Origin of the sequence: Serratia sp. EWG9 (genome assembly GCF_019913725.1) — a bacterium.
Taxonomy (GTDB): domain Bacteria; phylum Pseudomonadota; class Gammaproteobacteria; order Enterobacterales; family Enterobacteriaceae; genus Serratia; species Serratia ureilytica.
On the sequence record NZ_JADNRO010000009.1, the window covers coordinates 130,628 to 156,454 of the forward strand.

The following is a 25,827-nucleotide window of genomic DNA, read 5'->3' on the forward strand; positions in this document are numbered from 1 at the left end:
ATTTCCCCCGATCTAATATCTCGCATATCGTTATTTATATAGTGATTTATACTGGATAATATTTGTATACGATCTATTGGTTTTAAAGCAAATATATTTCTTTTTCCTTTTGGTTTTATATTCTGAATTTGACTTAATTTAATAAAATCTATTTCCAAGCAATACTATTATTTGCAAGAATATTCCCAGCAACACGCCACACGTAAAACTCGTATTTTATTTACCAGAAAATCCATTGTCGATTTTCCCAATCTCGTTATTTCTCATAAATAACGGATGTTGGCGTATTGCCCAGAGCAAAAGGATCTGGCTCCAACCGTACGGCCGGCGACATGACGTTGCCACCGCTGCGGGGGATTTAGATGTGCTGTTCTTTTTATTTAAAAACTCTCTACAGGAACCTGAGAAATGAAACTGAATAAATTAATGCTGGCAACCGTGATTGCTTTCGCTTCTGCATCTGTTGCTCACGCCGCATCTAATCAGGGCAGTGGTAAAGTCACCTTTACCGGCGAAATTATCGATGCGCCATGCAGCGTCGCGCCGGAATCCGTTGACCAAACCGTACCAATGGGCCAAATCAGCAGCCGCATCCTGGCTAACCAGGGTAAATCCAGCATGCAACCTTTCAACATCGAACTGAAAGATTGCTCCATCTCCACCATGAAAAACGTCAAGGTGACCTTTACCGGCACGCCTGATCCGGTCAACAACAAACTGCTGGCCCTGAGCGGCACGGCAACCGGCGCCGGCATCGTGATCTACGACAACCTGCACTCCAAGGAAGTGGAACTGGGCACGGCGACCGACGGTCAGGGCCTGAACGACGGCGACAACTCGCTGAAATTCGCCGCTTACCTGCAGGGCAGCAGCGCCTCCGCCGCCGTGGTGCCGGGCGACTTCACCAGTGTGGCCAACTTCACCCTGGCTTACCTGTAATACCCCACAGGGGATGTCTCAGGGCATCCCCCGCTTGATTGCATGCCGACGAGAGCGGCAAGGGAACAGGGCAAGACAGGGAGACGCCAGCATGACTATCCGCCTTTGCGGCCTGTTGCTCATCGCGCTCAGTGTAGGCAGCGCGGCGGCGGCAGTGAAAAATCAGGGCCACGGCAAAGTCAGCCTGGGCGGCACCATCGTTGAAACGCCGTGCGGCATCGCCAGCGACAGCCTGGATCAAACCGTCGATTTCGGTCTGATCTCCATGACCGATGCCTCGCAGGACGGGCAATCGGTGCTGATCGGCAGCCGCCGTCATTTCACGATCAAACTGGTGAACTGCGAACTGGCCAGCCAGGTGAAGCCTGACTTCATCTATCGCGCAGCCAACGTCACCTTCGACGGCACCGCCGACAGCCGGGATCCTTCCCTGCTGGGCGTTTACGGCGAGGCGCAGGGCGTGGCTATCGAGCTGTTGACCGATGCCGGCACCCCGATCCCGCTCGGCAGCACGACGGCGGATTACCAGATCGTCGCCGGCGACAACACGCTGCGCTTTGGCGCGCAGTTGCGCCTGCATCCCGATAAGGCGCGGGCGGGCGGCTTCAGCTCTCTGGCCAAATTCACCCTGTCTTATCTCTAGCGCCGGCGGGCGCTGCACAGCATTACGTATTCAGGTCGCACGGATGACCTGCTATTGGGCGCGGACTTGCCATGAGTGATTATGCTATGACGTCATTACTGACACGGAAACACCTACCTCTTCTCGTCATTCTATCTTTCCTCTGGGTGCGTCCGGCATTTTCCGCCACGGAATTCAATACCGACGTCCTGGATATCGGCGAGCGCAGCAAAGTGGATCTTTCGCGTTTCTCCGATGCCGACTACGTCATGCCCGGCGCTTATTTGCTGGACATCAAGATCAACCAGAAAACGCTGCCCCAGCGCAGCATTCAGTATTTCCCGTCGCCGGATAACAAGAGCGGCAGCCAGGTGTGCCTGCCGCCTGATCTGGTGGAAAAAATGGCGCTGAAAGAAGAAGCGGCCAAAAAAGTCACCCTGTGGCACGACAACCAGTGCGCCGACATTCGCGGCATCAAAGGCGCGACCGTCTCCGATCGCATCGGCGGCGGCGTGCTGGCGATCACCATCCCGCAGGCGTGGATGAAATACTCCGATCCCGACTGGACACCGCCCGAGCAGTGGGACGACGGCATTCCCGGCCTGCTGCTGGACTACAACCTGAGCGGCCAGTTAGGCAAGCAGAATCACAACAACAACACCGCCCAGAACCTGAGCAGCTACGGCACGCTGGGCGCCAACCTGGGCCCCTGGCGCCTGCGCGCGGACTACCAGGCCAATTACAATCAGCAGGCCGGCGATCGCAGCACCGGCTTCGACTGGAACCAGATCTACGCCTACCGCGCGCTGCCGATGCAGGCCGCCAAGCTGACGCTGGGTGAGATTTATCTCGACTCCGGGGTGTTCGACGCCTATCGCTTCACCGGCCTCAATCTGGCCAGCGACGAGCGCATGCTGCCGCCGAACCTGCAGGGCTACGCGCCGGAAGTGCGCGGCATCGCCAAGAGCAACGCCAAGATCACCGTCTCGCAGGAAGGCCGCACGCTGTACGAAACCACCGTGCCCGCCGGGCCGTTCGCCATTCAGGATCTCAACAGCTCGGTGCGCGGCAAGCTGGACGTCAAGGTGGAAGAGCAGGACGGCACCGTCTCGACCTTCCAGGTGGATACCGCCACCATTCCGTACCTGACCCGCCCGGGCTACGTGCGCTACAACGTGGCGCTCGGCAAAACCTCGGCCTACGACCACCGCACCCAGGGCCCGCTGTTTTCCGCCAGCGACTTCTCCTGGGGGCTGAGCAACGCCTGGTCGCTGTATGGCGGGGCGCTGCTCGGCGGCGACTATAACGCCTGGGCGCTCGGCCTCGGCCGCGATCTGAACGTGTTCGGCGCCATGTCGTTGGACGTCACCCAGTCGATCGCCCGTCTGCCCGGCGAGCCAACCGCCAGCGGCATGTCGTTCAAGCTCAACTACGCCAAACGGTTCGATGAGCTGAACAGCCAGATCACCTTCGCCGGCTACCGCTTCTCGCAGCGCAAGTTCATGAACATGTCGCAGTATTTGCAGGAGCGTTACGGCGATTACGACAAGAATTACAACGGCCGCCAGAAAGAGCTGTACACCATCACCGCCAGCAAAACCTTTATGGCGGAAGACAGCGCCAAGGCGATCACCGCCTACCTGACCTACTCGCACCAGACCTATTGGGATGCGCGAACCCAGGACCGTTACGGGCTGTCGGCCAGCAAGCTGTTCAGCGTCGGCGATATCAGCAACATCACCGCCTCGCTGTCGGCTTACCGCACCTATTACCAGGGCCGCACCGACGACAGCGTGATGCTCAACTTCACCGTGCCGATCGGCGACCGTCGGCGCGTCGGTTATGCGCTGCAAACCAACAACGGCGATGTCACGCAGACCGCGTCGTACAACGACTACAGCGATCCGGACAATACCTGGCAGGTCAGCGGCGGCTTTAATCAGTCCGGCAAATCGCTGGCGCGCGGGTACTACACCCACAACGCCTCGTTCGGCTCGCTGAACGCCAGCGCCTCTTACCAGCAGGACAGCTACTCGTCGATCGGCGGCTCGTTCCGCGGCGGCCTCACCGCCACCCGGCACGGCATCGCGGCGCATCAGAACTCGAGCAACGGCGGCAGCCGCATGATGCTCGACACCGACGGCATCGCCGGCGTGCCGATCAACAACGGCCGCGCCTACAGCAACCGTTTCGGGCTGGCGGTGATTTCCGACATCACCAGCTACTACAACACCGACACCCGCATCGACGTCAACAAGCTGGCGGACGACGTCGAGGCCACTCGCGCCGTGGTGCAAGGCACGCTGACCGAAGGCGCCATCGGTTACCGCCACTTCGAGGTGGTGAAAGGCAGCAAGCTGTTGGCCACCATTCGCCTCGCGGACGGCAGCGAACCGCCGTTCGGCGCCGCGGTGCTGAGCGAGAAAGGCCGCGAGGTCGCGGTGGTCAACGACGGCGGCTCGGTTTACCTGACCGGCGTGCAGCCGGAGGAAAAACTGGACGTCGCCTGGGAAGGCCAACGCCGCTGCCGCATCGTGATCCCGGGCGCCGCCAAGCCGCTGGACCAGCTGCTGCTGCCGTGCGCCACCCTGTAATCCGTAACGCTGAGAAATAATGACATGAACAAACACCCGATAACGCTACTGACCGCCGCCGGCCTGGCCCTGAGCGCCGTACTGCCCACCGCCGACGCGGCGATATCGCTGGATCGCACGCGCGCCGTTTATGTGAGCGACGCCAAATCGATCAGCCTGAATATCGTCAACGAAAACAAAGAGCTGCCCTTCCTGGCGCAATCCTGGCTTGAGAACGAGCAGCACCAGAAAATCACCTCGCCGCTGGTGGTGCTGCCGCCGCTGCAGCGCGTGGAACCAAGCGAGCGCAGCGTGGTGCGCATCACCAAGACGCCGGAGGCGGATCGCCTGCCGCAGGATCGCGAGTCGGTGTTCTACTTCAACCTGCGCGAAATTCCGCCGAAAAGCACCAAAACCAACGTGATGCAGCTGGCGCTGCAAACGCAGATCAAACTGTTCTATCGGCCGAAAGCCATCGTCGCGCCCAAGGGCCAGGTGTGGCAGGAAAAGCTGGTGTTCCGTAAAAGCGGCGGCGCCATCACCGTCGATAACCCGACGCCGTTTTACATCACCCTGACCGGCATGACGCGGCAGACGCAAAAACAGGGCGGCGGCGCGATCGGCGGTTTTCAGCCGCTGATGCTGAAGCCGAAATCCAGCGAAAGCCTCAAGCTGCAAGAGACCGGCATGAATAGCTTCGTCATCACCTACATCAACGACTACGGCGGCCATCCGGAGCTGCGCTTCGTCTGCAATGGCGGCGTTTGCACCGCCGTGCCCGAGAAAAAATAAGGAGGTCCAGCATGGCTGAATTCACCGATCGACTGCGCCCGCTGCTGCTCGGCGCACTGCTGTGCGGCGGCGGCGCGATGGCGGCAACGCCGCTGGGCGTGATCGAAGGCACCACCGGCACCGTCAGCTTTCACGGCGGCCTGCTCAGCTCCCCCTGCAGCCTGACGCCGGACAGCCGGGATCAGTCCGTCGATCTGGGCGACGTCAGCGCACGCGACTTCCGCAACGCCGGCGATCGCAGCGCGCCGGTGCGTTTTCGCCTCTCGTTCCGCAACTGCCTGCTGGGCGCGCGCGCGCTGGCGGATAACCCGGCCGGCCCGCGCAACGGCGACGCCGGCCGCCTCTACCTGCAGGGAGAGCAGGCCGCCACGCTGGTGTTTCTCGGCGAAAGCGATGTCGACAACCCATCGCTGCTGAAGCTGAACGGCGGCGTGCAGGGCATCGGTCTGCGGCTGCAAGACCAACAAGGCCAGGCGCTGGAGCTGAATCAACGCAGCCGCCCTTACATTCTGCAACCCGGTAGCAACACCCTGTGGTTCAGCGCCAGCGTGGAATCCACCCAGCGGGCGGTGATGGCGGCCGGGTTCGCCGCCGTGGCGCACATTCAGGTGATTTACCTGTGAGGCTCGAGAACGCGATGAAAACACAACTGACCAAACTCTGCCTGCCGCTGGCGATCGCGCTGGCGGCCCCCGCCGCCTGGGCCAACGGCTACGTCACGCCGGACGGCGGCCCCAAACAGTTCTATATCGATCTGAATCAAAGCAACATCACCAACCAGGTGGGGTTCACCAAACAGTTTCCCTATTCATTAGGCGGTACCTATACCGGCAAGGCCTACTGCGATACGCCGATCCCCCGAAGCCCGCACTTTTACAAGTCGGATTCGGCGCTGCCCCCCTCTGACTACGGCAACGGCTTCTTGCAGTTGAACGACTTCCTGGATTTAAAAGCCGAAGTGTGGATTGCAGGTAATAAGAAGGCCTATGTCACGGTGCCTTTTTACAACGAATCCAACGAGTATCCCAATCACAGTTGCTCACCGCCCTATGTGCAGGTCAACAACTATGAAAGCGGTTCAAAAGGCCGCATCACCTTCCGGGTGCGCAAAAAGATCATCAACGGCGTCGAGATTAACGATCGGCAGATCATCGAGATGTTCGGCCGCCTCGGCTCAACCGACGGCGGTTTCGGCCCCAATCCGATGGCGCAGGTGTTTATCCAGTCCGCGATCCTTTACGTGCCGGATAAATGCGTAGTGAACGAAGGCCAGCTGATCAACGTGGAGTTCGGCGAAATCGGCGGCAGCGATCTCAACGGCTCGAACTATCCGCAAAGCATTCCGGTGCGCTTCCAGTGCGAGGGCGGCAGCTTCGAGGACGGCACGCTGAACATCAAGCTGGCGGTGTCGGGCACGGCGGCCGCCTTCAGCAACGAGGTGTTCAAAACCGACAAGAACGATCTCGGCATCCGGCTGACGCACAACGGCCAGCTGGTCATTCCGAACGAGTTTTACCCGGTGCCGAACATCGGCAACGGCGGCTCCTGGAACCTGGTGGCGGCGCCGTTCGCCAACGGCGGCGCGGAGATCGGCGAAGGGGAATTCAACGCGTCGGCCACCATCGTGGCGGCATTCCAGTAACCGAGGGAGGAACGGAAAATGCGTCTACGCGCTTTAGCGCTGCTCAGCTGCGCGTCCTGGTGGTTTGCCGCCATGCCGGCGGCGGCGAACACCGAGCTTATCGGCGCGCCGGTGCAGTTCCACGGTACCGTGGTGAGCCGGCCGTGCAATATCGAACCGCAGTCCGCCGATCAGCTGGTGGAGATGGGCACGGTGATCGTCAAAACCCTGTATCGCTACGGCCACACCACACCGGTACCGTTCAGCATCAAGCTGACCGACTGCAAGACCACGGTATTCAAATCCGTCAGCGTAACCTTCAGCGGCACCGAAGACGGTGAGCTGCCGGGCAAGCTGGCGATCAACAACGGCGCGAACGGCGCCGCCATCGCCCTGTTCGATCATCAGGGCGCAGACATCGATTTGAATAAGGCCACCAGCGCCGTCGCGCTGCAAAACGGCCCCAACAGCCTGAACTTCACCGCCTACGTGCAAGGGCGGCCCAGCGCGATTCAAAACCAAAGCATTACCGAAGGCGAATTCACGTCCATCGCCAATTTTGTGCTGGCGTACCAATAAGCCCCGCACCGTCCCAGGGAAATCAGGAAAACGACCGGCGCGCGAACGCCGGCGATGGGCCGTCACCGTTTGCTCCGGCGCGGCGCCACGGCTTTTTAAGGAGTCACCCATGCCAGATATTCGCTTCACGCTGTTCGACAGCGATAACTTCTACCAGCAGGGGCTGCGTCTGCTGCTGCAGGACTATCTGCACTCCCTGAACGAATGCCACCGCCGGTACCCGCAGTTCTCGCCGCTGGCGCTGCAGGCGTTGGATAACATCGAAATCGTGTTCCGCACGCCGGAAGAGCGCTGGGGCTGCGCCTGTTGTTATCAAAGCCCTCACGGCGTTCCGCGCCAGCGGCAGCTGACCCTGCTGATCCTCGACGACGCGACCCAGCAACAGGTGAAAAACCTGCCGCCGCTGTTCAGCATCCATCGGCGCGATTCGGCCTACGCCATTCGCCTCAAGCTGCAGATGGCGTTGGAAAAGTTCATCCTGCATCCGTGGGTGGCGCTGCACGCCGCCGGCCAGTGGAAATGCCAGGCTTGCCGCATCGCCGCGCTCAGCCACTGCGAGAAAAAGGTGCTGGGTTTGATGAGCAGCGGCATGTCCGCCTGCAGCATCGCCGGCCTGCTGCAGCGCAGCCAGAAAACCATCAGCGCCCATAAGCGTTCGGCGATGCGCAAGCTCAACGTGCGTAAAAACAGCGAGCTGAATAAGGTGCTGCTGAATCAGCGCGGGCTGAGTTGACCAGCCCGCCCACTCAATAATAATTGATGTTAAAGGTCACGGTCGCGTCGGCGGCGCCCGGCGTGACGGTAGGCTCGGTTTGAATATAACGCGCCTGCAACGGGATGGTGAAAGACGTAGGCGTGGCGGGGGAAAGCGGCACCTTAATTTCCCGCGAGAACTGCACCGGCCGCGGCGATGACGCACCATAGGCCAACTGGATGCCGACGCCGCTTGCGCTGCCGCTGCCGTCTTTAAGCCCCATAATGCCGTTATCGCCATCGACCACCGCCGTATTGGGCGCTAACGACACCCCTAAACTGTTGGCGGTTGCGCTGACGATGCCGCTGTTGCCGCTATCGGAATAATGGGCTTCGGCCGTACCGTAAAATTTTGGGCAATCCATCAGGCGGATCGAGGCGTCTTTCCATTCGGTTACGCTGCCTTTTCCGGTGAAATCTCGTCCCATATCGTATTTCCCCATGGCGACGAAAACATCGGGCGTGGTGCAACTCTGCGCGACGATATTGATCGAGCCGGTAAAACACAGCCGCATAGCGGTAAACGGCGAGCTTGCCGGCCCAACCTGGGTCACCAAACAGGGCAAATCGGCGCCGGTGATGGTGCCGGGTTGAATATCGCCGGTCTTTATCAGCCGAATGCGGTATTTGAAAAGATTCGACGACCACCCGTACAGGGTATGACTCTCCGTGCTCCGCGACGTGTACGGCAGGGTGAAGGACAAAGCGTGGTTATCGATAAACACGCCAACGCCCGGCACGCCCGTCTGATAAACCTTGCCAAAACCGCCGCTCCACTCCGACAGAGGATGCGGCGGCGGCTCATAACCCATGTCTATCGCGATGAACGGTTGCGCCGTCGAACATTCGACGTACACATTCCTGAAAGTGGGGTTAAAATTTTGCGTATACAGCGTAGCGCCCCGGGCCACTTCTGCCCCCACGGTGATATTGCTGGATACAATGGGCGCAGTGATATTCAGATCGTTTTTAACGTCCGACTTATCGCTGTAATAACAGTCGGCCCACACCGATTGGGCCAGCAACAGCGCCAACAAGGCAATGCCGCGCCAAATACCCTGGCGGTTTTTCTGTGTCATCTCATTCTCTCCCGTGCGCTGAAACGCCGTCGCTGCAGCCGTGCCCGACGGCGTTCCCGAGCAAAAAATAGGTCTCATCGTTCTGCGCCAACGCCGCTGCGACACGGCGCGCTAAAGCGCTGCAATACCGGCCGGCTGCCTTTCTGCTGCGGCATCAGCACGTAATTCAGGGCGCACTGCTCAGCGCGATCCGCCCCCCAGCGAACGCGCAACGCGCCCCTGTCCTGAGCGACGCGCGCATAAACCAGCCCGCCCTGCCCCACGGCGCCAACCACGGCGCCGCCTTCGTCGATCACTTCGGCGCCGAACGGCGCCGGCGCGCCGGCGGCAGCGGTATCGATCAGAATCGGGGAGCCCTGGCGGGCGTTGTATTTCACTTTCACCACCGCGCCGGAATAAGGCGCGACCTTCTGCGTGGTCTCATCCATTTCAAGATCAGGGGCGCTTCCCTTGGGATCCAGACTGATTTCATTCAGCTGATACGGCGTCAAATACGGCACCAGCGCATAGCCTTGCGCATCCACATACACCCCTGGATATGCGGAGACGCTGGCGCCTTCGGCCCCTTTCGCCTCCACCAACGCGAACGTTTCCGAGCCGTAAGAGCTGAACGAGACGCCGCCGGCATGCCCCACGACGGTGCCGCTTAACCCGGCGGAGGCGCTGCGGTAGCCTTTACCGGAACTGTAAGCGCCGCTGAGCAGCGCTGCCTGACTGCGATACTGGCCGTTTACCGAGCCGCTGCCGCCATTGCGATTGGCGTTCATTGCGCTCATGCCGTAACTGAACCGACTGTCGGCCCCCAGGTTGCCGGAGAGGGTGGCCTGCTGGCTCGACAACCCGTCGCTGTCATGCGCCAATCCGAGCCGCAGCTGCGGCGTGCCGGCCTTGTCACGACGCCCTAACGGCAGGCTGAAATTCAGCAGATAGCTGTTTTGCGCCCGGCCATTGCTCGCCTGGCTGCGCGTCATGCTCAACCCGTAGGTGACGGCTTTATAGCTGTTGCTATACCCCAACTGATACTGCTTGTCGCTGCCCTGCCCGTTCCAGTAATCCTGCACAGAGCCGCTGACATACAGCTGTCCCCATCCAGACGCCAACTCCTGCGAAATGGAAAACGTCACCCGATTGCGAGCGCGCGCGATATCGCCCTCTCCGCCGCCTTGCCTCAGCCGGTCGCGCGTTTGCATGGCGGTCATGAAATCCATATAGCCGGAGGTAGAGAATCGGTAAGCGGCCAGCGACAGGCTGCTGCCGATGTCATTCACGGTCTTGCTGTAGCTGAGGCGGTAGCTCTGCCCGCTCTGACGCCGTTCGCGACCCAAACGACTGTCGCTTTGCGTCACATCGAAGCCAAGTGCGCCCAGCGAGGAACCGACGGCCCCGCCCAACTGCACCGCCTGATAATCTCGGGCGGCCTGCAGGCCGCCGTAGGCGGTGAGCGCATTGGATAAACCACGCTGGTAGGTGGCCTGATACAGCCAGGGCTTTTCCCGCAGGCTGTCACTGTCGGCCTTGCCAACGACGACTTCGTACCGATCGGCGCCAGGTCGCAGCAGTTGGGTGACCGCCGCATAAGCCACGGTAAAGACGCTTTGCGCGCCGTCAGCTTCACGCACCGTCACTTCCAGATCGCCGCCGTAACCGGTGGGATACAGATCGTCGATCAGAAATGCCCCCGGCGTTACCGTGGTCTGATAGATGACCTGCCCCCCTTGCCGCACGGTCACCTGCGCGTTGCTTCTGGCGATGCCGCGAATTTCCGGCGCATAGCCGCGCTGCGATTCCGGCAACATGCGCTCATCGCTGGCCAGCTGCACGCCGTTAAACGCCAGCGTATCGAACAGTTGGCCGGTGGTGTTCGCCTGGCCGATCACGCCTCTGCCCTTCAGCGGCGGAATATCGCGCTGCAGGAAGGTGTTAATGCTGTCGTATTGCGAAATGCCGTTTTGCGTCCAGCTATAGGCACCGTTATGGCGCAAATACCAGGCGCCGAAGTTGGCCCCGCCGGACAAACCGGCGTAGACGGAGTTATAGTCCGCTCCGCGTGACGTGCTGGAATACCCGTTCAGGTTGTAATTAAGAAACAACGTCGAGACGCCGCTATCCCACTGCGCGGCGTCAACGCTGCCGCGCGCGGTCTTGCGCATATAAATCTGCGGCACCACGATATCCAGCCGCTGCTCGCCGCTGTCGAAGTTGACCTGCGCATCCGGAATCTGCCGCGGCAGATTAAAACAGGGTTCGCCCTGCGCCAATGGCGCCAGCGCCCCTGCCGGCAGCGCGGCGTCGTTAAAAGCGATGCTATTGACGATAGCCGGCGTCAGACAGGGATACAGACTCTCATCGGCGCGGCTGCGAAAGTCGATCTCTTTATTGCCAAAGGCCTCGTCATTGATAAACAACGCCACCCGATGCGTGCCGGCCAGCCCGGCCGCCCCGCGCGCAAAGCGCGCCAGATCGACGCCGGCGCGATCGCTCAGGTTAAGAAACGACGGGTCGAATTCGACCTTTCCGGCGATGGCCCGCGGCACACGGTCGTCGGCCCACGCCTGAGCGCCGCTTAATGCGCCGAGCACGCACAGCGCCGCCGGCGTTAAGCGCGCAGAGGCCGTGCGAAGGCCATGCGCAACGCTAACATATTCGGTCATGAACTTTTTTCCGCAAGGTTCGGCTGCTGCCGATGAGGCATTAAATGGCGATGTGCTTCGTTTACTTCACCAGCGCATCGAATTTATTGACGGCGCCGTAGTCATTGACGAATTCAATGACGATCTGGGTTCCTGCGGCGGCGCGAATGCCGTTAAACATCAGCGAGGAATACGGCGCGATCATTTGCCCTTCACGTTCCTTACCATTGACGGCCAGGCTCACCAACGAGACGAAATACGGCGTCGGGTTGAACGCCTTCACGCCGCCCGGCGCGGCGGACCACGTCACTTTCTGCGCCGCGTCATTGGCGTCGCCGTTCAAGCCCGCCGGACGGAAAAATAGCTTGATGCGCGAACGGAAAGCCATTTGCAGCAGGCTGGCATCATCTTTGAGCTGTTTTTTGGCCGGGATTTCCAGCACGTTCAACCAGAAAACGCTTTCTTTATCCATCGGCAGCGCCGCCCCGGTATAGCTCAGGCGCAAGGTTTGCCCTTTGCCCGGATCGACGCGATTAATCGGCGGCGTCAAAATAAAAGGCACGCGGATATTTTCCGGCTTCACCGTCATATCACCGTCATCGATCCAGCTTTGAATCAATACCGGCGCTTTACCGACATTGTTCAATTTAACGGTGACATCCTTCGCCTCCGAGGAATAAATAACGCGCGTACCGCTAATCACCACGCTGGCAAATGTCATCGCCGAAAAAAGAGAAATAACTGCAAGCAAGAAAGCCTGCGATAAAATACGAGCCTGTCTGCTCATAATAATCGCCCCAATAAATAGCTGAGAAACAGGGGGGAAAATCCCCCCTTGAAATACGGGTTATTTGTATTGCAGTGAATATACGACGTTGCTTACCACCGAGCCGGCGGTCGCGGCGCCCATGGCGTAATATTCAACCGTATACGGCAAGGTCGCCATGCCATTGGTGATGGTGTAATAGGTAGCGTTCGCTATCTGGTTTTGACTGCCTGCAACGATCGGATTGAACGCCCCAGAGCCTTCACGCAGCTGCAGCACGACGTTTTTCGCCGTGCCCGTGAGGTTGCGCAGGCGCCCGCTCGAATCCACGCCGGGGCCGGCTTCAAAGAACGCCGTCGTGGTTTTCAAGGCGCCCTGGCAATTATTCAACTTCAGCTCAAACGCCGTACGACCTGCAGTCCAGCTCATCACGCTCAGCTGACTCTCGCTTACAACCGGCAAAGCAACATTACCATCGGCTTCCTGCCCATTGACCCGTACATCACAGGTCATCGCAGATACAGTACCGCTAAAATTGATCGTCCCGGTGCTGGCGGCTTGCACCTGACCAACGCAGCCCAGCAAGGCCAATCCTATTACGGAGGTCTTTTTCATATATACTCCTGATGATTTTAATTATAACGCGTTCTATTTCCGTAGGTGATAGCCAGCGGGAACGAGCTCCTTAAGCAATACGTTATTTCTTGCAACGCACGTTCAATAAGCTCACTCGTAGAACAAAGGCGTAACGATAGGATTATTCAGGGTATAACCCGACCCCCTCACATTCACTATGAAGTCGTGCGGCAAACCGATGGCATCGAGCCTTATCCTCAGCTCTTTCATGGTTTGCCAGAGTTTTTGACTGGACGAAGAATAATGATTTTCATCCCAGACTTTTTTCAGTATTTCATTCTTCGAAAGCTGTCGGCCTTTACCATATTGGATCAGCAAAAAAACCAGCAGCCGCACCATGGCATCATTGAGCGTCACGGTACTAAACAACACCAGTTTTTCCGGCGATAAAGAATTAATGCGCACCAGCCGCTTATTAGCGATATCGAGCTGTATATCGTTATCGATGATAAAACCAAAAAGATTGCGTTCCATCATGTCAATTCCCTGGATAAAATAAAAAACAAATAACTCAGAATCATAATATCGCTATGACATTATAATTTCAGAACACTCTGAGACAATCCCTGCTAACTCATCAGCCATAATGACCATAAACGTCTTAAAACAGATTTAATATCCATTAAAAGCCGGCCTCACCTTATTTTTGACCAAGGCAAGAAAGTTATCAGAAAAAAAATATCAACTCCGTCATTCCTTTTGCGGTGAGTCTTTCACTCTGCATTTTCGGATAAACTAGCTGAAAACTTCAAAAACACAAAAAAGCGTTACTTTTTTTAGACTCAACCTCTCATCAGCATTCCGCATTACAACGCAGAGAACTCGTCCTCTGCGCACCAACAGCGCCTCTCGCCTCATTTGAATGACCTGGAGCAATGATACAGAAAAAAACATTTTTGCAGATGTATATGTTGCTTTTTTAATATTATTTAAAATAAAATAACATGGAATGACTAAAAATAGATTTTAATAAACAAAAAATAGATTTAATTAATAGTTTGCAGCATATCTGACTTATACCGTCGATAAATTTTAATATTTTAAATAGCATTAAATTTCATCCAAAACGCCAATTAACAAACATAAACACCAAAAAATTAACATTTACACCATTAATGAACCGCATTTAGGCTCTTACAGTGCAAAGCCCCCCCCTACGTTCACCAATCACCGTCACGCGCCCTATCCGGGAACAATCTCGCAAACTTATTCATTTGCCGCGCCCCTCCTCACATCGTTTATTATCGTGCGCTTTATTCAGCGCCGCTCCTGTTCACTCAGGCAAACCATATTCAACGCCGCTCGCAATATAAATGCTCTACGTCCGCGATGAAAACAGTCGCCACGCTGACAGGCACAAGCAATCAACAACATGCCCCCTCTATATTGATCGTCAGACGTCACTAAATTATGGCGAGGCAGACACAACCGCCATGCCGCGACACCGCGAATTCGGCAACGCATGCATGGCGAGATAAAGTGGTTTACTCTGCCTAAGCAATTTCTTTTTTTAATATGGACCGGAATGCATGCCCAGAACAGCCCAAGTCGTTGACGTCCCCGCCCTCGGCGAGATTGACCGCCAGGCGGGGCAGCTAAGCCACCAACTGGCGCAGGCACTGCGCCGGGCCATCCACAAAGGCGATCTGAAAGCGGGCGATCTGCTGCCTTCGACGCGCCGGCTGTCGGCGGCGCTGAATCTGGCGCGCGGCACGGTATTGGAGGCGTTTGCTCAGCTGACGGCGGAAGGCTTTCTTGAACCGCAGCCCGGCTCCGGCACCCGGGTCGCCCACTATCAGGCGCCGCGCCGCACGCCACACGCAACGGTGCAAACCGCTCCGGCCACAGCCGTGCCGCTTTCTTCACAGGCGCAGCATCTGGCGCGCTTTGCCGCCCAGGCGCGGGCGCTGCCGTCGGTGCCATTCACCGTGTCGGTCCCGATCGGCGATACCGCGCCCGACGATATCTGGCGGCGGCTCGGCAACCGCATCCGGGCGCGCGGCCCCGGCGCCCCGTCCGGCTATGGCGATCCGTTGGGCGCCCTGCCGCTGCGCGAAGCCATCTGCGATTATGTGCGCCGTTCCCGCTCGGTAAACTGCACGCCGCAGCAAATCCTCATCACCGCTGGCACCCAGCAGGGACTGTATCTGGCCGCGCAGATCCTGTTGGACGCCGGCGACAGCGCCTGGGTCGAGGATCCCGCCTACGCCGGCATCACCGCCCTTTTTAACAGCCTGTTTCGCGATCGGCACATGATCAGGGTGCCCGTCGCCGACGACGGCATCGACGTTGCCGCCGGCGTGCGCCTGGCCGCCGACGCCCGCGCCGCTTTTGTCACGCCGTCGCATCAATATCCGCTGGGCATGCCGATGAGCATGGCGAAAAGAAGCGCCCTGCTGGCCTGGGCCAGAGAACGGCAGGCCTGGATCGTGGAAGACGATTACGACAGCGAGATGCGCTACGCCGGCCACCCGTTCCCTTCGCTGCAAGGGTTGGCGCCCGAGCGGACGCTCTATCTCGGCACCTTCAGCAAGGTGCTGTTCCCTTCGCTGCGGTTGGGTTACGCCATCGTGCCGCCGCCGCTGGTCGACGCCTTTTGCGGCGCCCGGATCCTGATGGATCGTCACCCGCCCAGCGCAGATCAACATGTACTGGCCGCCTTTATCGCCGAAGGGTATCTCGACCGGCATATCCGCAAAATGCGCGGCGTCTACGCCGAGAAACGCCGGGTGCTGATCGAGGCGATCAACGCGCGCATCGGCCGAATTGGGGAGGGTGCAGCCCTGCGATCAGGGCATGCACATGGTGCTGTGGCTGAGGAAAGATCTCGACGACGTGCAGGTCGCCCAGCAGGCCAACGAAGCCGGATTGGCGCTGCGGGCGGTATCGCCGATGTATGTGCCCGGCCACGGTGAGCCGGGTCTGGTGCTGGGGTTGGGCGGTTACGATGACCGCCAGGTGCAGCAGGCGGTGGAACGGCTCGGCGAGGTGATCCGCGCCTGCGCCCGCAACGGGGCCTAGCGAGAAAAGCGTTTGGCGCCGAACACGCAAACCACCACGCCGGCCATCACGACGATCATCATCGGCTGGACGGTTTCCTGCAGCAGCCAGCCCGCCAGCGCCAGGCCGAAGAACGGCTGCAGCAGCTGCAATTGCCCGACGGCGGCGATGCCGCCCTGCGCCAGGCCGCGATACCAGAAGATAAAGCCGATCCACATGCTGAACACCGAGACGTAAGCCAGCGACAGCCAGGCGGCGCCGCTGACGACGGGCCAAGCGGCCGGCGCCGCCCACCATGCGGCCGCCAGCGTCAACGGCAACGCCGCCACCAGCGCCCAGGAGATCACCTGCCAGCCGCCGATCCGGCGCGACAGCACCGCGCCTTCGGCATAACCCAAACCGCACAGCAGCACCGCGCCGACCATCAGCATATCTCCCTGCCAGGCGCCGCCGCTCCCCTGGCTCAGCGCGAACGCCCCCACCAGCGCGGCGCCGATGCCCGAAAAAGCCCAAAAAGCGGGCTTGGGGCGCTCACCGCCGCGCAATACGCCAAAACCGGCGGTTGCCAGCGGCAGCAGGCCGATATACACCAGCGAATGCGCCGAGGTGGTGTGCTGCAGCGCCAGCGCCGTCAGCAGCGGAAAACCGATGACCACGCCGAGCGCCACAAACAGCAACGGCGGCAAATCGGCCCGCGTCGGCCGCGCCTGGCGAGTGATCCGCAGCGCGCACAGGGCCAGCAAAGCGGCGATCGCCGCCCTGATCGCCGTCAGAAACAGCGGATCGAGCTCCAGCACCGCCACCCGGGTGGCGGGCAACGAGCCGCTGAAGATAATCATGCCGAGGAAACCGTTCATCCAGCCCTGAGCCGAATGCCCGACGGCGGGATGAGCAGGGGTAACAACAAGCGTTTTTTCAGACTGACTGTCCATCATGCGAATGCTCCGCACGCCTGAGGCATACCGAAATCGGCAACCCGCGAGGCGAGGTCATAGTGAAAGAGAACATCGTTCCCCAGGCGTCGCTTGCCGGGGCTGCGTTCTATTTTTCAGATAAAGCGGTTCACAAACAGGTCCAGATAGCGAGATTTTCACTGTGCCGGTTGCCAAAGTGCGCCGCTAACGCCAAAGAAGGGCGTTTTTCGGGCTGTCCTTGGCCGTTTGGCGGCATCGCCGGCGGGGTACCATGGACTTTTATGCGTTTTTGCAGAACAGGACAAGGTGCGGCGCCGTGGTGAAACCCTTCTTACGCAGTGGCAGTTTGGATGATGTGCTGGCTTTAGGCGAAAACGGGCAACCGATCTACGCCTGCGCGCAGCAGCTGCGGGAAACCCTGCGTCTTCGCCGACAGCAGCAGGCCGCCGACTGTCTGGCGATCCCCCAGCCGAACGAAAGCGGCACGCGCATCGACTGGTATGCGCCCTTTCCGGGCAAGGTGACCTCCTGGCTGGCGGCAAGCGATGCCCAGCGCGCGCAGGCGGTGCGCCACCTGGAACACTGTCTGGCGACCTTCCGCAGCCTGACCGAACAGACCCGGGCGACCGATCACCCCAGCCACCGCCTGTTCGGCGCGCTGCTGGCCAAAGCGATGCACATTCCCGATCCCAACCACGTCTACCTGGTGGACGATCGGCCGGTGCTGACCTTTTGGGGCTTTATCAAACCGCAGGCGCAGAGCCCGGACGATCCGTTAGCCTGCCTGCGCCCGCTCGAATCGGAAGTGGAAAAACCGGCGCCGATCGCCGCCGCGCCGCGCAAACCGGCCGTTGTCGAACCGGTAAAACCGGCCCCGGCCGCCGAGCCTGAACCGGTGCCCGCCCCGACGGCGCCCGCCGAATCCCCCGCCGTTGTTCGCCCGCGTCGACGCACGCGCTGTGGCTGTTGCCGGTACTGCTGCTAGGCAGCGCGGCGCTGGCCGCCTGGCTGCACCGCTCACCGCCGCCGCAACCGGCGATGCCGGCTGAGGTGCGCCATCCGGCACCGCCGGAAAAAACCGCCGCGCCGTTGCCTGAGCTGCGCTTGCCGCTGGCGCACGCCACGCTGATGCCGCCGCCCCCGGCGCCGGTCATCCCGCAGCCGGCGGACAAAAATGCGCTGGTGCTGCCGCCCGAGGCGGTGAAGGCCGGCTCCACCCGTTTCCTTAACGGCAAATGGCGCGCCACGGTGGCGCTGAAAGATCCGATCACCGGCAAGCGCCCCAGCCTGCAATACCGCCTGAACGCGGGCAAAGGCAGCGCCGTCATCGCCTACGGCGACGGCGTCACCTGCCGGGTGGCGGTCGAGGCCGGGCTGATGCAGTCCGGCAATCTGGTGATCAACAGCCGCACCAAAGCGCGCTGCAGCGACGGCAGCCGCTACCAGATCCCGGAAATCGTCTGCCGCCAGGGCGAGACCGGGGCCGCGGAATGCACCGGCCGCTACGATGCGGACACCACCTATCCCATGACGTTCAAGCGCGAGAGTAAATGATGCTGGCACCCCTTACGGACTACAAACACGGCATTACGCTGATTCAGGACAGCGGCATTCAGTTTATGGACTTTGCCCTGACCCCGCGGCTGGACGCCGAGTTTCCCGGCAAATTCGTGCGCAAGACCGCCAGCGGCCCGCTGCTGCGCCTGCAATGGGAGGCCGAGAGCGGCAAATATCAGCTGCCGGCCGAGGGCGGGCAAGCCCCCGAAGTGGTGCGGCCGGAGTTCAGCTACCCGCTGCAGCAGTCGCTGCGCCTGCTGGATAAGCTCTGGCTGCCGTTGCCGTTCTTGCGCTATACCGCCTCGGGGATATTTTTGTCAGGCCCGGATAACTGGGCTCGCCTGCAGGTGGTGCAACTGGATGAACCGGATCAGGACGGCAACCTGCTGCGGGTGGTGCTGGCCTTCGATACCCGCGCCGCCGTGCCCGGCCAGGAAGCGCTGGCGCCGGGCGAGAGCGATCTCGGCGCCGATCTGAGCTTCGCGCTGGCGCACCGCAACCACGAGCTGGGCGAGTTCCTCGATCTGACCTGGGTGGACGGCTGGCTGCGCGAGGCGTTCAGCCAGCGCGCCGCCGAGCAGGAACAGCGCGCCGAGGCGGAGATCAACGCCGGGCTGAAAACCTTCGAGTATCAGGCGCACTACCTCAACCTATTGCACATGCTCGGCCATCAGCTGACGGTGCCGCAGATAAAAATGGCGGCGGCGACGCTGCAACAGCCGGCGATCGACGTCGATCTGGTGCTGGACGTCGGCAATTCTCACACCTGCGGCGTGCTGGTCGAAGACCATCCGGAAGAGAGCAACGGCCTGAAGCAAACCTATGAGCTGCAGCTGCGTTCGCTGTCCGAACCGCATCACGTCTACAACGAACTGTTCGAGAGCCGGGTGGAGTTTTCTCGGGCCGCGTTCGGCAAGCCACATCTGTCCTTCCAGAGCGGACGCGACGACGCCTTCCAATGGCCGTCCATCACCCGCGTCGGCCGTGAAGCCGCGCAATTGGCGCAGCGACGCGAAGGGCATGAAGGCACCACCGGCATCTCCAGCCCGCGCCGCTATCTGTGGGACGAAGAGCGCTATGCGCCCGGCTGGCGCTTCAACGAGCGGCACGAGCCGATGGCCGCCGCCGCGCCGTTGACCACCTTGATCAACGACGAGGGCGTGCCGCTGTCCGCCCTGCCGACGGCCGAACGGCTGCCGGTGTTCGCCGCCCATTACAGCCGCAGCGCGGTGATGAGCCTGATGCTGAGCGAGCTGTTGGCGCAGGCGCTGATGCAGATCAACAGCATCGCCCAGCGCAGCCGCATGCCGAACGCCGCCGCCCCGCGCCGTTTACGCGCCATCATCCTGACGCTGCCGTCGGCGATGCCGAAGCCGGAGCGGGAGATCTTCCGCCGCCGCATGCAGGAAGCGATCGGGCTGGTGTGGAAAGCCCTCGGCTGGCACCCGCAGGATGCGCCGTTCGACGGCGCGCACACTCGCTTCCCGGCGCCGCAGGTGCAGATCGAGTGGGACGAAGCCACCTGCGGCCAGATGGTCTATCTGTACAACGAAACCCAGGTGAACTTCGCCGGCCGCACCGACGCCTTCTTTGCCGCCATGGCTCGGCCCGATCGGCCGCTGGCGCCGGGTGAACAGCCCGGCAAGACGCTGCGCATCGCCTCCATCGACATCGGCGGCGGCACCACCGATCTGGCGATCACGCACTACTCGCTCGATGACGGCGTAGGCAACAACATCAAAATCAACCCGCGCCTGCTGTTCCGCGAGGGCTTTAAGGTCGCCGGCGACGATATCTTGCTGGACATCATCCAGCAGTTTGTCTTGCCCGCCGTGCAACAGGCGTTCGAGGCCGCCGGCGTGAGCGCCGCCGCGGCGCTGATGGACAAACTGTTCGGCAACGAAGGGCGCATGGACGGGCTTTCCACCCTGCGTCAACAGGCCGCGCTGCAGATCTTCATGCCCGCCGGACGCGCGCTGCTCGCCGCCTATGAGCAGTACGATCCGCTGGACAGCCGCGCGGAAATCGCCGCCGGCCTCGGCGATCTGCTGCCGCAGCGGCCGACGCCGCAGGTGCTGGCGTTTATCAACGGCGAAGTGCAGCGCGAAGCCGACAGCGACGCCTTCGATATCCTGCACACCCCGCTGGTGATCCGTCTGGCCGACCTGCACGCCGCTTTCTTGTCCGATCGCATCGGCATCGGCCGCTGTCTGCGCCTGCTGGCCGAAGTGGTGGCGCTGTACACCTGCGACGTGTTGCTGCTGACCGGCCGCCCGGCGCGCTTCCCCGGCGTGCAGGCGCTGCTGCGCCACCTGCAGCCGCTGCCCGCCAGCCGCATTCTGCCGCTCGAGGGCTACCACACCCGCAGCTGGTACCCGTTCAACAAACGCGGCCGCATCGACAACCCGAAATCCACCGCTGCCGTGGGCGCCATGCTGTGCCTGCTGGCGATCGATCTGCGGCTGGAGAGCTTTTACTTCAACGTCGGCGATTTCCAGCCCTACTCCACCATTCGCTATCTGGGCATGCTGGACGGCAACAACATGCTGGCGGACGATAACGTCTATTACCGCGACATCGATCTGGATCGCGCCGATTTCGCGCTCGATCCCGCCAGCAGCTTCCAGCTGCGCGGCCCGCTGCGTCTGGGCTTCCGCCAGCTGGACAACGAACGCTGGCCGGCCTCGCCGCTCTATACGCTGACCATCAATGACGCCCAGTTGGCGCGCAAGCTGGCCGGCGACGCGGTGATCGGCCTGCGGCTGGCCATCACCGCCAGCGCCGAGCAGGGCGCCGAGAGCGTCAAGATCGCCCAGGCGCTGCTGGCCGACGGCAGCCCCGTCCCGGCGCACCACCTGCAACTGAAACTCAATACCCTGGCTGCCAGCGCCTCCGGTGCGACCCACTACTGGATAGACAGCGGGAGCATTTACCCACGATGAACACGCAAACCCTCGCCCCAGCGGCTCCGAATAACGCGCTCAGCGCCGGCATTTTGCAGGCGATCGACTGGGTGGACGCCGCACGCCATCACTCCGCCCGCCTGGAGCGGGAAGCCGATCGGCTAATACAGCGTTTGCGGCGTTGCCATAACCGCGCCGCACTGTTGGAAAACACACGGTCTGCGCAGGTCGCCATCGGTTTATATGGCCACAACGCCGCCGCCAAAGCCCATCTGTTGGCGGCGCTGGCGCCCGGCGCGAAACGCTTCGACGCGGACCTTTCGCTCGCGGTGCGCTACTGCACGGCGGCCGAGGCGGGGCCCGCCGATTATCCGATCGCCCTCGCCTTGCTCGATGAAGCGCAGTGGTTGGCCATGACGATTGACGCCGCCGCGATGAGCGGCTTCCGCACGGACTGGGACGCCCGCGCCATCGCCGACCACCTGCAAGCGCTGACGCGCCACCGACAGGCGATCGCCATCGATGGCCTCGACGGCAATGCCGTACTGGCGCTGTGGGACAGCCTGCGCCGCCACGGCGACAAAGAGCAATCCTCGCTCGACAGGCACTTCTGGCCGCAGGCGGTGACGCTGGCGCCGCAGTTGAGCATCGATGACCGCGCGCGCCTGTTTGCGCCGCTGTGGGGAGAGGAAGCGACGCTGACGGCGCGTTACCGCCAGCTGGCGCACGCGTTGCAGGCGCTCGACGGCAGCAAACGGGTTCATGCCCCGCGCCGCGCGTTGGCGCTGCTGACCGCAAGCGCCGCACCGGAAAACGCCACGATCGCCGTCATGACCGAAAACGGCGATGAACGGGAGATCGCGCTGAGCGATCTGGCCTGGCTGACCGCAGAATTGACCACCCTGCTGCCGCAGACGACGCAGGCAGGCTTGCCCGCCGACGTGGCGCTGATCGATCTGCCCGGCAGCCGCATCTGTCCGCAGGCGGAGCCGGCGCAGCGTCTGCAGCAGGCGAAGCGCGCCCATTTACTGGCCCGTTGCGCCGACGGCCTGCACGCCAGCCTGCTGCTGGTGACCGATGCCGCCGCCACGCCGCAGGACACCGCGCGCGTCGGCCAGGCGCTCGCCGATTGGGTCAACCACACCCAGGGGGAAACCCCGGCGCTGCGCCAGCGCCGCAAGCCCGGTTTAATCTGGGCGATCACGCCGTTCGACCTGCGTCAGGAAGGCAAAGCGCGGCCCGACGATGCCGTCCAGCGTCAGGTCGGCGAGCCCGGCGACAGCTGGGCCACGCTGCTGGCGCTGGATGAGCAGGACTGCCGCCGGATGGTGAACTACCTGGCTGCACAGGCGCGCCCGGCCCACAAACAAGCGCGCTTGCTCGAACAGCGTGAAGAGTTGCAGCGCGAACTGACGGAAAGCCTGCTCGGCAACTGGCTCTCCGTCGCCGATCCGCACGCGGCGCAGCAACGCGCCCAGCAGCTGTTGCGCGCGTTGCAGGCGCAGGCCGGCCGCCACGGCGAACTGCTGGAACGGTTGCTGCCCCAGCGCGATACGCTGCGCCAGCTTTATCAGCAACAGCAGCATACGACGCCGTCCCAGACGACGCCGCCTTCGCCGTTTGGGCTGGATATCGATCTGTTCGGTGCGCAAGACCCTGCGGCGCCCGGCGAGCAGCCCGCATCGCCTTTCGCCGCGCGGATCTTCGCCGACTGGGTCAACCATCTGCGCGCGCTGCCTGACAGCCGCCGGTTGCTGGATCTGCTCGGCGTCGACAGGCCGCACCTCGAACTGCTGGTCGATGCGCTGATCGGCGCCGCCTGCCGCCTGCGGCTCGACGACGAACTGGAGCGCGCGCTGTGCGCCGGGAGCTTGCCGGAACAGGGTGAAGATCGGCAGATCAGCCAGGCGCTGGCGCTACTGGGCGACTTCGTCGCCTGGCTCGGCTTCCAGCGGCGCGACGCGGCCACGCGCCCCGAGAGCCGCGTCAATCCCGGCCAGCCGATCTTTACCCCGCCGCCGCAGCCGGCGGTGGACTGGAGTGGCCAGCAGCGGCTAACCCGGCTGGCGCCGACGCCGACCAAAAATACCGCGTTTTATATCTATGACTGGCTGATCGGCCTGCAAACCCTGCTGGCGGAGAATGCCGCGATGGACAGCGCACTTGGTGAGGCGCAGCGTGCTGAGCTGGAGGAGATCGTGGCCGCTTTGCGATAAATGGCGGCGCTGACGGCAATAGGGGAGAAAACAGGATAAATCGGGCGCGACCGCTTAAGCTAAAGAGTCACGTACCGCTCTTGGGAGAGAACCATGCCCCCTTTCAGCCTGAAGAATATCGATCATGTGGTTCTGCGCGTGCGCGATATGCAGAACAGCCTGCGTTTTTATACCCAGGTCATCGGTTGCGATATCGCCAAACAGCGACCGGATTTGGGACTGGTGCACCTGCGCGCCGGCACCTCCATGATCGATCTGGTGGACGTCAACGGCATGCTCGGAAGAAAAGGCGGCATGCCGCCCTATGCCAGACAGCAGAACGTCGATCACTTTTGCCTGCGCATCGATCCGTTCAACGAAGACGCGTTGCTGACCTACCTGCGATCGCAGGGGATCGACGCTGATCCCGCCGAATCACGCTACGGCGCGGAAGGCGACGGGCCGTCCATCTATTTCAGCGATCCGGACGGCAATCGCGTGGAATTGAAAGGGCCGGCAGGTTGAGAGAGAAAATGGAACCTAATCAGCTGAGAAAACCGATCGCCTCGGTGATTTTTGTCCCGGTATTCGCTGTCTTGCCGAACATCATTCCCTCTCGGCTACTGCTGACACCGGACATGGCGTGGGAAATGGTTCACAAGTCTAATGAATGGGGCCTCGGCGATCCGGAGGCGCTTTCGACCGCCTACCTGCTGATGCTTTATGCAGCTGCAGCAGCGGCGGTCGCTGGGTTGTGTCTGCGTTTTATGCCAAAAAAATCGGCCTAACCCGTCACTGCTGAACGTTACCGCCCCTGCGCCGCCAGCGCCTGGGCGCAGGCCCAGGCCGAGCTCCAGGCCCACTGGAAGTTGTAACCGCCCAGCCACCCGGTCACGTCCACCACTTCGCCGATAAAATAGAGCCCCGGCGCCTTGTGGGCTTCCATCGTCTTGGAAGAAAGTTCGTTGGTGTCGACGCCGCCGAGCGTCACCTCCGCCGTGCGATAACCTTCGGTGCCGTTCGGCTGCACGCGCCAGTTCTGCAACAGATCCACCAGCGCCGCCTGCTGCGGCGCATTCAGCTGCTTCAGCGTCGCCTCCGGCAGTTGTCCCAGGGTCTGCAAGCATTCCACCAGCCGCTTCGGCAAGTGCAGCGCCAGGGTGTTTTTCAGGCTTTGGTTCGGGTGCTGCAGGCGCTGTTCATCAAGGAAGCCCGCCAGATCCAGCTCAGGAAGTAAGTTAATGCTCACATACTCACCCGGTTGCCAGTAGCTGGACAGCTGCAATACCGCCGGGCCGGACAGGCCGCGATGGGTGAACAGGATGCTTTCACGGAAGCTGACGCCGTTCTCGGCGGTGATCACCGCCGGCACCGACACGCCGGACAGCTTCTGCACATGCTCCAGCAGCGGCTTATGCAGGGTAAAAGGCACCAGCCCGGCGCGCGTCGGCAACACTCTGAGGCCGAACTGCTCCGCCAGTTTGTAACCGAACGGCGACGCGCCCAACCCCGGCATGGATAATCCGCCGCTGGCCACCACAAGTGAGCGAGCACTTACTTTTTCGCCATTGAGCGCCAGCTGGTAGCCGCTCTCGGTTTTCTCCACGCCCAACACTTCGCTGCGCAGGCGCATCGTCACCTGGCCCAGCTCGCACTCTTTAACCAGCAGATCCACCACCTGCTGCGCCGAATCGTCGCAGAACAGCTGTCCCAGCGTTTTTTCATGGTAGGCGATGCCGTAGCGGTTGATCAGATCGATGAAGTCCCACTGGGTGTAGCGCGCCAGCGCCGACTTGCAGAAGTGCGGGTTGTTCGACAGATAGGCCGCCGGTTCGGCGTACATGTTGGTAAAGTTGCAGCGCCCGCCGCCGGACATCAGGATCTTGCGGCCCGGTTTTTTGCCGTTGTCGAGCAGCAACACGCGGCAACCGAGTTGCCCCGCCTGCGCGGCGCAAAACATGCCGGCGGCGCCCGCCCCAATCACTACGACATCAAACTGTTCCACCTGAGCCTCACTTATCAAAACCACAATCGCGACAAAAGAGCGCCATATTACGCCGTTTCGCCGCCGGTCACCGCCAAATTCACGGCGGAAGATTGTAAAGCCCCGGCGCCGCCAACGCCACAGTAAGAAAATATTACAGAGGTCAGAGGAGAATAACGCGTTGATATTCAATATTTTTGTTATAGGCGCGTCATCGTTTCGTCATGTCCAAATCAAAAAAACGTCATATTTTCCTTTTCCCCGGCCCCGGTTGTCACTGATAA

The 25,827-nt window shown here is 61.2% G+C and carries 19 protein-coding genes and 2 pseudogenes; 14 read left to right on the forward strand and 7 right to left on the reverse strand.

Annotated elements, in window-relative coordinates; all coding sequences use genetic code 11:
- Positions 1-408 precede the first annotated feature (408 nt).
- From ITX55_RS19005 to ITX55_RS19040, 8 genes are all read left to right on the forward strand, one after another.
- Complete coding sequence (locus ITX55_RS19005) at positions 409-939, forward strand: fimbrial protein (RefSeq protein ID WP_019455211.1); 531 nt, start codon at positions 409-411, stop codon at positions 937-939.
- Positions 940-1,030: 91 nt separating this feature from the next.
- Positions 1,031-1,582, forward strand: coding sequence for a fimbrial protein (locus ITX55_RS19010; protein ID WP_033645330.1), 552 nt, complete (start codon positions 1,031-1,033; stop codon positions 1,580-1,582).
- A 71-nt stretch (positions 1,583-1,653) separates the two neighbouring features.
- A complete protein-coding gene (locus tag ITX55_RS19015; RefSeq protein ID WP_033645331.1) occupies positions 1,654-4,155 on the forward strand; it encodes a fimbria/pilus outer membrane usher protein in 2,502 nt (833 codons plus the stop codon).
- Positions 4,156-4,179: 24 nt separating this feature from the next.
- The gene (locus ITX55_RS19020) at positions 4,180-4,926 is read left to right on the forward strand and encodes a molecular chaperone (protein WP_033645332.1); all 747 of its coding nucleotides are present in this window, start codon (positions 4,180-4,182) and stop codon (positions 4,924-4,926) included.
- 11 nt (positions 4,927-4,937) lie between these two features.
- Entirely contained in the window at positions 4,938-5,549 is a 612-nt protein-coding gene (locus ITX55_RS19025; protein WP_033645333.1) for a fimbrial protein, read from the forward strand.
- Between the two features lie 14 nt (positions 5,550-5,563).
- Entirely contained in the window at positions 5,564-6,568 is a 1,005-nt protein-coding gene (locus ITX55_RS19030; RefSeq protein ID WP_033651772.1) for a fimbrial protein, read from the forward strand.
- Between the two features lie 18 nt (positions 6,569-6,586).
- Positions 6,587-7,126, forward strand: a complete 540-nt coding sequence (locus ITX55_RS19035) for a fimbrial protein (RefSeq protein ID WP_046687944.1) — start codon at positions 6,587-6,589, stop codon at positions 7,124-7,126.
- Between the two features lie 109 nt (positions 7,127-7,235).
- Positions 7,236-7,859, forward strand: coding sequence for a LuxR C-terminal-related transcriptional regulator (locus tag ITX55_RS19040; protein WP_033645336.1), 624 nt, complete (start codon positions 7,236-7,238; stop codon positions 7,857-7,859).
- A 13-nt stretch (positions 7,860-7,872) separates the two neighbouring features.
- Here the strand turns inward: ITX55_RS19040 and ITX55_RS19045 are convergent, their stop codons facing one another.
- From ITX55_RS19045 to ITX55_RS19065, 5 genes are all read right to left on the reverse strand, one after another.
- On the reverse strand, positions 7,873-8,958 hold the full coding sequence (locus tag ITX55_RS19045) for a fimbrial protein (protein WP_050440144.1): 1,086 nt from the start codon (positions 8,956-8,958) through the stop codon (positions 7,873-7,875).
- 74 nt (positions 8,959-9,032) lie between these two features.
- Positions 9,033-11,609 (reverse strand): fimbria/pilus outer membrane usher protein, encoded by a 2,577-nt coding sequence (locus ITX55_RS19050; RefSeq protein WP_223085285.1) that lies wholly within the window; start codon positions 11,607-11,609, stop codon positions 9,033-9,035.
- Between the two features lie 61 nt (positions 11,610-11,670).
- Positions 11,671-12,375, reverse strand: coding sequence for a fimbria/pilus periplasmic chaperone (locus ITX55_RS19055; RefSeq protein ID WP_072626797.1), 705 nt, complete (start codon positions 12,373-12,375; stop codon positions 11,671-11,673).
- 60 nt (positions 12,376-12,435) lie between these two features.
- The gene (locus tag ITX55_RS19060; RefSeq protein WP_033651775.1) at positions 12,436-12,969 is read right to left on the reverse strand and encodes a fimbrial protein; all 534 of its coding nucleotides are present in this window, start codon (positions 12,967-12,969) and stop codon (positions 12,436-12,438) included.
- Between the two features lie 111 nt (positions 12,970-13,080).
- Positions 13,081-13,467, reverse strand: coding sequence for a helix-turn-helix domain-containing protein (locus ITX55_RS19065; RefSeq protein ID WP_049866713.1), 387 nt, complete (start codon positions 13,465-13,467; stop codon positions 13,081-13,083).
- 1,052 nt (positions 13,468-14,519) lie between these two features.
- Here ITX55_RS19065 and ITX55_RS19070 point away from each other — a divergent pair.
- Positions 14,520-16,011: pseudogene (locus ITX55_RS19070) on the forward strand (PLP-dependent aminotransferase family protein).
- On the opposite strand, the gene ITX55_RS19075 reads toward ITX55_RS19070, so the two are convergent.
- Complete coding sequence (locus ITX55_RS19075) at positions 16,008-16,922, reverse strand: DMT family transporter (protein WP_042785811.1); 915 nt, start codon at positions 16,920-16,922, stop codon at positions 16,008-16,010. The pseudogene ITX55_RS19070 and the gene ITX55_RS19075 sit on opposite strands and share 4 nt — an antisense overlap.
- 298 nt (positions 16,923-17,220) lie before the next feature.
- Between ITX55_RS19075 and ITX55_RS19080 the strand changes: the two are divergent.
- From ITX55_RS19080 to ITX55_RS19100, 5 genes and pseudogenes are all read left to right on the forward strand, one after another.
- Positions 17,221-18,458, forward strand: a pseudogene (locus tag ITX55_RS19080) (SrfA family protein).
- Positions 18,458-21,403: a virulence factor SrfB gene (locus ITX55_RS19085; RefSeq protein WP_197756228.1), complete on the forward strand. Its 2,946-nt coding sequence runs from the start codon at positions 18,458-18,460 to the stop codon at positions 21,401-21,403. Before ITX55_RS19080 ends, ITX55_RS19085 begins: the two are co-directional and overlap by 1 nt.
- On the forward strand, positions 21,400-23,580 hold the full coding sequence (locus tag ITX55_RS19090) for a virulence factor SrfC family protein (protein ID WP_108682173.1): 2,181 nt from the start codon (positions 21,400-21,402) through the stop codon (positions 23,578-23,580). Before ITX55_RS19085 ends, ITX55_RS19090 begins: the two co-directional genes overlap by 4 nt.
- A 93-nt stretch (positions 23,581-23,673) precedes the next feature.
- On the forward strand, positions 23,674-24,084 hold the full coding sequence (locus ITX55_RS19095) for a VOC family protein (RefSeq protein WP_072626795.1): 411 nt from the start codon (positions 23,674-23,676) through the stop codon (positions 24,082-24,084).
- A gap of 8 nt (positions 24,085-24,092) precedes the next feature.
- Entirely contained in the window at positions 24,093-24,347 is a 255-nt protein-coding gene (locus tag ITX55_RS19100) for a hypothetical protein (RefSeq protein ID WP_108682175.1), read from the forward strand.
- Positions 24,348-24,364: 17 nt separating this feature from the next.
- Here the strand turns inward: ITX55_RS19100 and ITX55_RS19105 are convergent, their stop codons facing one another.
- Entirely contained in the window at positions 24,365-25,564 is a 1,200-nt protein-coding gene (locus ITX55_RS19105; protein ID WP_223085287.1) for an NAD(P)/FAD-dependent oxidoreductase, read from the reverse strand.
- Positions 25,565-25,827: the final 263 nt, after the last annotated feature.